9 protein-coding genes, 1 tRNA gene and 1 pseudogene are annotated in these 10,121 nt (G+C 36.8%); 2 read left to right on the forward strand and 9 right to left on the reverse strand.

Annotated elements, in window-relative coordinates; all coding sequences use genetic code 11:
• A partial coding sequence (locus DM84_RS00690; RefSeq protein ID WP_250777603.1) for an AI-2E family transporter occupies positions 1 to 1,021 on the reverse strand: 1,021 nt, incomplete at its 3' end.
• Between the two features lie 262 nt (positions 1,022 to 1,283).
• Positions 1,284 to 1,664: pseudogene (terL, locus tag DM84_RS00695) on the reverse strand (phage terminase large subunit); the annotation flags it as partial.
• Positions 1,665 to 2,025: 361 nt separating this feature from the next.
• Between terL and lepB the strand changes: the two are divergent.
• Positions 2,026 to 2,772: a signal peptidase I gene (lepB, locus tag DM84_RS00700; protein ID WP_410543767.1), complete on the forward strand. Its 747-nt coding sequence runs from the start codon at positions 2,026 to 2,028 to the stop codon at positions 2,770 to 2,772.
• 3 nt (positions 2,773 to 2,775) lie between these two features.
• Here lepB and DM84_RS00705 read toward each other — a convergent pair whose 3' ends face one another.
• Genes DM84_RS00705 through iscU form a run of 4 tightly spaced genes read right to left on the reverse strand, consistent with a single transcriptional unit; the run spans position 2,776 to position 5,851 of the window.
• Entirely contained in the window at positions 2,776 to 4,635 is a 1,860-nt protein-coding gene (locus DM84_RS00705; RefSeq protein ID WP_250777607.1) for an Hsp70 family protein, read from the reverse strand.
• Entirely contained in the window at positions 4,613 to 5,071 is a 459-nt protein-coding gene (locus DM84_RS00710; RefSeq protein ID WP_250777609.1) for an iron-sulfur cluster co-chaperone HscB C-terminal domain-containing protein, read from the reverse strand. Before DM84_RS00710 ends, DM84_RS00705 begins: the two co-directional genes overlap by 23 nt.
• Positions 5,064 to 5,468: a HesB/IscA family protein gene (locus DM84_RS00715; protein ID WP_250777611.1), complete on the reverse strand. Its 405-nt coding sequence runs from the start codon at positions 5,466 to 5,468 to the stop codon at positions 5,064 to 5,066. Before DM84_RS00715 ends, DM84_RS00710 begins: the two co-directional genes overlap by 8 nt.
• A gap of 2 nt (positions 5,469 to 5,470) precedes the next feature.
• Positions 5,471 to 5,851 (reverse strand): Fe-S cluster assembly scaffold IscU, encoded by a 381-nt coding sequence (gene iscU, locus DM84_RS00720; RefSeq protein ID WP_250777612.1) that lies wholly within the window; start codon positions 5,849 to 5,851, stop codon positions 5,471 to 5,473.
• Between the two features lie 180 nt (positions 5,852 to 6,031).
• Here iscU and ftsY point away from each other — a divergent pair, with 180 nt between their 5' ends.
• Positions 6,032 to 6,943 (forward strand): signal recognition particle-docking protein FtsY, encoded by a 912-nt coding sequence (gene ftsY, locus DM84_RS00725; RefSeq protein WP_250777614.1) that lies wholly within the window; start codon positions 6,032 to 6,034, stop codon positions 6,941 to 6,943.
• On the opposite strand, the gene radA is transcribed toward ftsY, so the two are convergent.
• From radA to DM84_RS00740, 3 genes are all read right to left on the reverse strand, one after another.
• The gene (gene radA, locus DM84_RS00730) at positions 6,930 to 8,279 is read right to left on the reverse strand and encodes a DNA repair protein RadA (protein WP_250777616.1); all 1,350 of its coding nucleotides are present in this window, start codon (positions 8,277 to 8,279) and stop codon (positions 6,930 to 6,932) included. The two genes, ftsY and radA, sit on opposite strands and share 14 nt — an antisense overlap.
• A 331-nt stretch (positions 8,280 to 8,610) precedes the next feature.
• Positions 8,611 to 9,588, reverse strand: a complete 978-nt coding sequence (locus DM84_RS00735; RefSeq protein WP_250777622.1) for a quinone oxidoreductase family protein — start codon at positions 9,586 to 9,588, stop codon at positions 8,611 to 8,613.
• Between the two features lie 93 nt (positions 9,589 to 9,681).
• Positions 9,682 to 9,755, reverse strand: a tRNA-Pro gene (locus tag DM84_RS00740).
• Positions 9,756 to 10,121: the final 366 nt, after the last annotated feature.

The raw sequence follows: 10,121 nt of genomic DNA on the forward strand, positions 1-10,121 counted from the left end.
CTGATACATAAAACATTGCTATTATTGGAACAAAAAGTAATATACCCATAAGTCCAAAATATGAAGCACATATAGTAACCCCAAGAATAATTACAGCTGGATGTATATGGACTTTTTTTCCTATCAATAAAGGAACCAATATATTTGCATCCATCAATTGTCCAACACCAAATAATATTAAAACAGCAGTGCTTTCAAACCATCCACTGAATTGAGTAACAGCGCTCAAAAACCCAATGATAGTATATAATAATGGCCCTATATAAGGTATAAATGTTAGTGTCCCTGACAAAACTCCAATAGCAACAGAATGTCTCAACCCGATTATACTAAGACCTACAGAGTAAAAAATCATCATAAAAATGCATACATTCGCCTGTCCTTTTAGGTAGTTAGATACAATGAAATCCACTTTTGAAAAATAATCTGCAACTTTTTCTCTGTAAGGAACAGGAACTAATTTACTAACTTTTGCTACAATCAAAGGCCAATCACGCAATACATAAAAGAACATTACCGGAGTAATCACCACTAATGATACTGTATGAATTAAGCTAAAGCTCGAGTTTAACACCTGGATTATAAAATTACTGGTAATATCAAAGACATTTGCAAAATAAGATACATAATCGCCGTAATCTTTTGCTAGACTTTCAGATAAGTGATCAAACAAACCATCTTCTGTTTTTATATTGAAAAATTCTAACACAGATGGGATAACTTTGAGATTTAATGAAGGTGCTTTACTGACTAAAAAATTCAATATCGAGGTGATTTGAACATATATAATAGGTAAGACAAATGTAACAGCTAATACAGAAATCATTAGTAGGACAAGTATTATAAAAATTACAGAATATAAGCGTGATATTCTATACTCCTCAAACTTTACTACTAGCGGATTAAATAAATATGCAACAACGATAGATATTAAGCATGGAAAAATCATAGGGCGCACTAAAAATAATGTGCCAATTATAAGAAGTAATATAAGACAAACAGTTGCATAGCGTTTTTGCATGTTTTTAGCATAGTCAATTTATTAAAAAAATACACAGTTTATTTTATCTATGCTAAAACAAATTACCAAAGACAGAGAAAGCTTACAAAAAACGAAGTACCTATAGTTTATCTATAAGCGGCCAAAAGCACCTTAGCAAGGATACAAAAATACACCAAGTAGCTTATCATCCAAGCATCGGCTACTTGGACGACATCCTTCTTTCAGGCCAAAATCACAATGTTGGTATAGTTGCGACCTGAGAGATGCTTTCTCTTATCCACTATAGATATTGCACGTTGCTGTCGACTTGGTCATTGTGATGTGCTTCTGGAAACATTAAAATTTCATACTCAAAGTCATTGAGCCATATTGCCTGGTGCGGCAGAAAAACTTTTCCAGACTCTATAGTCGGGGTGGAATCGAGCGAGTTTATCATCATATGTGTGTGATATGATACTATTTTGATGATTGGCAAATCACTGCTTGCTTTTAGCTCTTGCACCAATTGTTGACCACTCGTTTTGGCTTCGATCAAAATTGCGTGTGGTGTACATCTTGCTACTAAGGACAAAACTTGCTCCTTAAGTTTTGGGTACTCGAGTTTTGCACGATATACATCGAGTAAATAGAATTTATTACCTACTTTTGCCCAGGTGGTGCAGGCCACCAGAAGGGTGTCGTCCAAGTAGCTGACACATAGCTGCACGAACATTGTAATTAGCAGGTAATTTGCGCAACAGACGGTGTAATCCCAGTGTCAGCTACTTGGATGACACCTTTTGTTGTGAGCTCACTTTTACCCTATGATTACCTTTTTAGAGCATCTTATCTATCCATTTCGCTGAAGTGGTACCTTTCTGTGATTTTAAACATCCGGTAGTATAGTTGATTTCAAGGCATAGTGAAGCTATTATAAACGAAAGTTTGCACAGGTTACGAGGTTAGAAATAACGCCTACGAGTAAAATTTCACATTACCACTTTTATGTGTTACAATAAGCTTAATTTATAAGAAAAACAAAGTTGGAGAAATTAAGAGGAAATTGGGTAACAAGAACAGGAAGATTTTTATCTTCATTGTTTTTTTTACTACTGATTGCGCTATCAATACGTAGTTTTTTATTTGAGCCATTTCATATCCCTTCTGGTTCGATGAAAAGCACTCTGCTTGAAGGAGATTATATTTTTACCAGTAAATATTCATATGGTTACAGTAAGCACTCCTTTCCATTTTCTCCTAATATTTTCAGCGGCAGGATCTTTTATACCCCTCCAGAGCGTGGTGACATAATAGTTTTTAAACCTACGAAAAACGATAGCATCAGATTTGTTAAACGAGTAATAGGAATACCAGGCGATAAAGTGCAAATGATAGAGGGAGAATTATATCTAAATGATCAGAAGGTAAAGCGAAGACAAATTGAAAGTTTTTTTGATTATGAATCAAGTCGCAGTATACCAAGGTATATAGAAACACTCCCAGATGGAAGAAAACATGAGATTTTGATAGATAACTTTTCCAATAGTCTATCGTATAACACTCCAGTTTATTATGTACCTAAAGATCAATTTTTTGTTATGGGAGACAATAGAAATAATTCTTTTGACAGTAGATTTCCTGAAATTGGTTTTGTACCAATGGAAAACATAATTGGGCGTGTGAGCATAGTTGGTTTATCGTTTAAATTAGGCAAAGTTGATTGGTTGCCATTTAATTTCAGAGTACCTGTTGCCCTGAGATTTGACAGGATATTGCACAAGGCTGTATAAGTTCTACCTATTTGTCAATTCACACAACTCTAAGGAAGAGTTTTCTAACTTGGCAATAGCACTATTGATTTCACTCAAATCATTTCCTTGTAAAGTTTTTTTTGCGTTTTGCAGTAGATTTTTTAGCCTTTGATCAGAGGAAAGACTATTATCGCCTTCAATCAAATGTATGAGTTTGTTGCCATTAATTTTAGCTTCTGCAAGAGAACGAGCCTTCATATCTTCATCAAAGTTGTTTATTGACTGGTTAACCATATCTTGAACATCGGCTTCACTTAAGCCAAAACTTGAATTTATTTCAACTACTTGCTCAATCCCAGTGGTTTTTTCTCGTGCAGTAACAGTCAATATTCCGTCAACATTAACTGTGAACTCTATCTCAACTCTTGCAGAACCTGCAGGCAGTGGCGGTATACCTTTGAGTTCAAATTGTGCTAGAGATTTGTTATCTTCTATCATTTCACGTTCCCCCTGACAAACGTGAATTTTCATTGCCGTTTGCCCATCGACATAAGTTGTAAACTCTTTTGTTTCTGAAACTGGCAATGGCGTGTTTCTTGGTATGATCTTTTCAACTATTCCTCCCATAGTTTCTATACCAAGTGATAAAGGCAAAACGTCCAAGAGAATGTTCCTATCTTTTGAGCTTGAAGTTAAATAATGAGCCTGCAAAGCTGCCCCAATAACAACTGCTTTGTCTGGATCTACATCATTCAGTACCTTATTGCCAAAGAGCTTGACTAGTGATTCGTGAACTAATGGCACTCTAGTTGCACCACCAACTAAAATTATTCCTTTTATGTCATCAATTTTAAGATCTATGTCGTTTATAGTACGAGTGACTATATTGACAGTCTTACTAACCAAAGGACTTATTGCTTGCTCGAATTCTTCTTTGGTAATTTTGCATTCAAACAACTCGCCGTTGATGTTGAATTCAAAAGTGCCTGACGTATTTTCACTTAGGTATTCTTTTACAGTACGTAATTCAGTAAGTGATGGTCCTGTCATGAAAGCAGCTGACGTTGAAACCCAGTTCTTATTACACAATTGCATGGCATGTTCATTTGCAATCAAGTTTTCTGGATCCCAGTGTCTGGGCACTGGGATGACACTTTCGCTTGAACCTACCTGCTCTCTATACTTATTAAGCACGATTGAGCTTAGCAGATGGTCAAAATCATCACCACCAAGTTTGGTATCACCACCAACTGCAAGAACTTGAAACACTCCTTGGTGTAATTTCAATATTGAAATATCAAACGTTCCGCCACCGAGGTCATAAACTGCATATATTCCACTGCTGTTGTTCTTCTCAATCGAATAAGAAAGCGCTGCAGCAGTTGGCTCATTAATGAGGCGAAGGACTTCTATGCTAGCCAATTTTGCTGCATACTTAGTTGCATTACGTGCTGAGTCGTCAAAGTAAGCTGGTACAGTAATCACTGCTTTTTTTACTTCCATCCCCGTAGACTTTTTTACCCTCTCACATAGAGCTTTCAATATCTCAGCAGATATCTCAACAGGAGTGAGATACTTTTCCTCTGAACATCTTATCCTAATAACTTTTTCACTTTCATCGTCTATTTCAAAATTGATGCCTTCTTTGTGCAAGTCTTTGACACTTTTACCCATTAAACGTTTTATCGAGTAAATTGCACCTGAGCCAACATCGTAGCCGGTTTTCAATATGTTGTTTTCACATGAAAGAACAGAAGGTAGCAGTTCTCTTCCTTGTTCATCTTTAAATATCTCCACGTCACCAGCTTTATTCACTATAGCAATTAAAGAATTGGTAGTGCCGAGGTCTATACCAAACACTATTTCATTTGAATTTGGCTCAGAAATTTGTATTGGCCGCATTTTTCTTCATTTCCTCAAGTGACTTGTATAAATATTTCAATCTCAAAACTTGCATCGCGGCTTCACCAAAATTCTTTGTAGCGAAAGCATTAATTAGATTTTTGGTGCAACCCTTTATTTTTTCATCAATCATCCTACTTGCAAATTGTAGATCATCACAGTCTAGTAAGTACTCTCTTATTTCCATTGATTCATTCAATATTTCAGAGCTTAGGTGACCTTTTTGGCTTTTTACCCCCAAAAGATCCAGCAAATGCTCGGCACGTTTTAGTGGTGACTTGAGCACTTGATAAGCTTTGTTTATATTTTCCATGTTTTTCGACTGCCTTTCGTTTATATCAGCTCTGCTGAGCTCAATATATTTTTTCTCTAGCTCATCAAAACTGATGTTGAAAGCAGGTTCAATTTCAAACAATGTAAAATAGTTGCTAGACATGAAAACTCTCTCCACAACCACATTTTCCTTTCTCATTAGGGTTTTTGAAAACAAAACCAGACGAGAGTTTTTCCTCTACGTAATCCATTTCAGAGCCAAGGATAAACATGATAGATTTTGGATCGATCAACACCTTGACTTTTTGGCCATCACTGCAGCTTTCTTCAATTACTGACTCTAAAGGACGAATATCATATGCATATTCAATATCATATTTTAAGCCAGAACATCCTTTTTGTTTAATTAGTACCCTTATTCCTATTGCTTCTTCTGACTTCTCAAGGTTATCATGCTGTTTTTTATCTAATAAGCACCTTATTCTCTCCACTGCATTTGCAGTGATAGTGATAAGTTTTTTATCTTTCTTCGCAGCATTTACTCCTTGATACCTACTCATAGCTATTTTTGTTTACTTTGGTAATCATGAATAGCAGCTTTTATAGCGTCTTCAGCAAGCACGGAGCAGTGTATCTTCACTGGCGGCAAAGACAATTCTTCCACTATTTGCGTGTTTTTTATCTTTGTTACATCCTCAATAGTTTTTCCTTTGATCATCTCTGTGAGCAAGGAGCTCGAAGCGATGGCAGAACCACAGCCAAAAGTTTTAAATTTTGCATCTTCAATAACGCCTTTGTTATTGACTTTTATTTGTAATTTCATCACATCGCCGCATGATGGCGCACCCACCAAGCCAGTGCCAACATTTGGATCATTTTTATCCAGAGAACCAACATTCCTTGGATTTTCGTAATGATCTAAAATTTTCTCATTATAACTCATAAAATTACCTATAAACCACTGTCCTACATTATAACATATTTAGGTTAAAAACTAAAGTGAAATACACTAGCAAACGGTATATTTTACTCACAAAATAACACAAAAGTGAGTATATTTAACTTTACAAATACTCGTAGTGCATGTCATTCTTTATATTGTAATTTTAAAAGGAGTACTCCCTTGAGTTTGTTTAGTAATCTTTATAAAGGCCTGTTGAAAACTTCTTCGCGCTTTAGCGATGGAGTAAAGAGTATTTTTTCTGGCAAAAAAAAATTAGACCAGTCGCTTTTAGATGAGCTGGAAGAGCTGCTAATTAGCATGGATATCGGTCATAAAACTTCTAAGTTGATTATTGACAGGCTCACAAGCATCAAATTTGACAAAGAAGTTGAATATAATGTTATCACACAGCAGCTAATAAGCGAAATAGAATCGATATTGAACCCTGCTGTGCAACCGCTAATTTTAAACGAAAAACCACATATAATAATGGTATGCGGAGTGAATGGTAATGGTAAAACCACAACAATAGGTAAGCTCGCGTATAAATACAAGGAGATGGGAAAGTCCGTTATGCTTGTTGCGTGCGACACATTCAGAGCTGCTGCTAGTGAACAGTTAAATATCTGGGCAGAACGTTCTGGTTGTTCCATTGTTACCGGAGAGCATGGTAGCGATTCTGCGAGTGTGGCGTATAGAGCCGTAAGTCAGGCTATAAAAGATAACGTTGATGTTGTTCTGATTGATACAGCAGGCAGGCTACAAAATAACGTGAATCTTATGGAGGAGCTATCAAAAATATATAGAACGATAAAGAAACTGGATGAAACTGCTCCTCATGATGTTATTTTAGTTCTCGATGCAACCACCGGCCAAAATGCTTATAGCCAACTAGAGGCATTTAGTAAGATAGTGAGTGTTACTGGGCTAATTGTAACCAAACTAGATGGCACTGCTAAGGGCGGGGTAGTGATTGGACTTGCGGAAGCTTATAAGGTGAAGTTACATGCTATAGGAATTGGCGAGGGTATAGAGGATCTTAGGGAGTTTACTAGTAAGGAATTTGCTGAAGCGCTGTTTAACTGTGATTGAAGATTTCTTTCAACTCCTTTATGTGACCAAGCTTAATTACTTCGATATCATGAGAAGGGTAATTGCCGTTTTTAGGCATAATTGCTTTTTTAAACCCCAGTTTTTGTGCTTCCTTGAGCCTCAGGTCAGCATGTGAGATGTTTCTAATCTCGCCTGAAAGTGCAACTTCGCCACAAACTATTGAAGAAGTTGGCAGCGGTAAATTTACTATACTTGAAAAAAGGGAAGCAGCAACAGCAAGGTCAGCCGATGGCTCTTGTATTTTCAGTCCTCCCGCGATGTTCAGATACACTTCTTTTTTGTGTAAAGACATCTCACAACAAGCATTTAATACTGCAATGATCATGGCTAATCGATTAATATCCCATCCAACCACTGCTCTTCTTGGATTTTCCATGTTCGTTTCTGCTATCAACGCTTGAACTTCCATCAAAATTGGTCTTGAACCTTCAATTCCTGCAAATACAGCACTGCCAACAACTTTTCTATCATCAATATTTCCTGCTAGAAATAATGATGATGGATTATCGATAGGTACGAGTCCTGCTTCAGACATCTCAAAAATACCAATTTCATTTGCAGGGCCGAATCTATTTTTAATAGCACGCAAAATGCGGTATTGATTACTATTTTCACCTTCAAAATATAGCACTGTGTCCACCATATGTTCCAAAGTTTTAGGTCCAGCTATTTGCCCATCCTTAGTTATATGACCAACTACTAAGAGGGAAACACCATGTTGTTTTGCAAGAATGGTTAATTCATGGGCACAGGTGCGAACCTGATTCACAGTTCCTGGTGCTGATGTAATTTTGCTATCATACATCGTTTGTATGGAGTCAATAATTAAGAATTTTATACTTCTATTTTCTCTTATCGTTGTAACTACATCAGCTAAAGATACTGTAGACAAAAGCTTAACTTTAGGCTCATTTATCTTAAGGCGTTTCGCTCTGAGGCTCACTTGTTCCAAAGATTCCTCGCCGGATACATAAAGACACTCGAGAGAGGAAAGTTGTGCAACGCTAGCTGCAATTCTAAGTAAAAGGGTAGATTTCCCAATTCCAGGTTCGCCACCAATTAAAATGCTTGCACCTTTAACAATACCACCACCAAAAACTCTATCCAACTCTTCTATTCCTGTCAAAAGACGATCCGGGATAACAATTTCATCATCCGATAATGCCTTTATTGAAATTGGTACAGATGTACTTTTTGTTTCTGTTCTTACAACTATTTCTTCAACAACCGTATCCCAATTATCACACGCAATGCACCTTCCTACCCACCTGCCAGTGCTATGACCGCAGGATTGACATACATATACAGTTTTCATAAAAGCTAAAGTTGTTTTTTGCAATTGTAATAAAGATTAGTTAAATATGTGATAAACATCAAGCCCTAGATGTATAGTTCCAGGGTGTAATAACGCAACATAGAGGGATTATCATTGAAGGAGGAGTTAAATCTCTTACATAACCTGCTTTCTGATTTTGCGTCAAAATTTGCCTACACTTCTCCCAAGTACTCTGCAGTGCTCATCTGCGTTTCTCCTAAAAATTCCTTGCCATAAATTGGTTGTGCAAGAGATTCATTATAGCGCAATTATGGGTACTTTGCGCATGCATGGATTTTAACATAATTTAGTGAGTAGTAGTTGAAATTGTTCAAGAGACTTTAATGATATTCAGTCCACTTACTTTTCTATCTTCCATATCGCAATGAGCCTCTATTATTTCATTGAATTTATACTTTTTGTTAATCCTTACCGTTAAAAGTTTTTTCTTTATCATCTCAAAGATTTCCATTGCAGTAAGCACTAGTGTGAGCCTGTCGTGCTTATAATGATATATTGAGGTTCCTGTGGCAAATAGCGAACGTGAGCTAAGTAAAGAAAAGCTAACCGGAGCGCTGCCAGATATCTGCCCATAGGAAACATATATACCGAACTTGCCCAAAGATTCAAAAGAAAGCTTGCTTGTAGCATAGCCTATCGGGTCATATACTGCACCTACTCCTTTATTTTGTGTAATCTCCATAATTTTAGAAACAAAGTCTTTATCGTTGTAATTTACTGCGTATATGCAGCCATTCTGTAAAGCTATTTTCATTTTTTCATCAGAACTTACAGAACCTATAACTATCCCTTTTTTATCCTTTGCCCATTGGCATATTATCTGTCCTAAACCACCGCTGGCTCCGTGCACGAGCACAACAGCACCAGGTTTTATCTTATAAGACTGGTTAACCAGATAGTGAGCTGCCATGCCTTTAAATAGAACTGCTGCTGCAATTTCATCCGGTATTTCGTCTGGAATTTTTATCAGATATTTTTGGTGTATGGTACGTTTTTCGCAATATGCTCCAGGTGGTGCTGTGCAATATCCAACTCTATCTCCAATCTCTAAGCCATCGCTTACTTTTTTACCGAGCTTTTCAATAACCCCAACTGCTTCTACTCCAAGCACTAATGGCAGGTTTTTAATTTTACGAGTGCCTTTTCTATGCTCCAAGTCATAACGATTTAAACCGATAGCTGTGTGACGTACCAGGACTTCTTCGCTTCTTGGCTCACTTGTACTTTTATCTACAAATTCTAATACTTCCGGTCCTCCAGTTCTTTTTATTTGTACGGCTTTAACCATGATGGACATAATAAAAACTTCGGCTATATTACCTGATAATCACTATCCTGTAAAATTATTTAGAAATCTGTAAGACGCGTGTTGATAAAAGAATCGGGGCGGAGAGATTTGAACTCCCGACCCTTTGGTCCCAAACCAAATGCGCTACCAGACTGCGCCACGCCCCGACTTTTTTATTCAGAATAGCAATAACTAAGATAAAATGCAAGGTTCATTTATTCACTAAAAAGCATTTGCTTTTGTCCATCATAATACCTTTGTGGTAGCTAGCTGGATTCAGATTTTTTAGCCATAGAAACAAAAAAACTACTTGACAACCTTTGCCGTTACCCTTATCATAGCTAGTGAAGCTATTTGTTTAACTTCCCAACCTGTACAGGTTAAAATGACAAGAGAACTTGTATTTGGCGTACTATTGTTTAATTTTTCGCACTATGTGCACTGCATGTCTTTTTAAAACTTCGGGTTTTTACCCATACAAGCTGAAACGCGCTTATAAGTCGTTTAAGGCATCACCCAACGCCGGATTTTAA

Source organism: Wolbachia pipientis (genome assembly GCF_023661085.1).
Classification (GTDB): Bacteria; Pseudomonadota; Alphaproteobacteria; order Rickettsiales; family Anaplasmataceae; genus Wolbachia.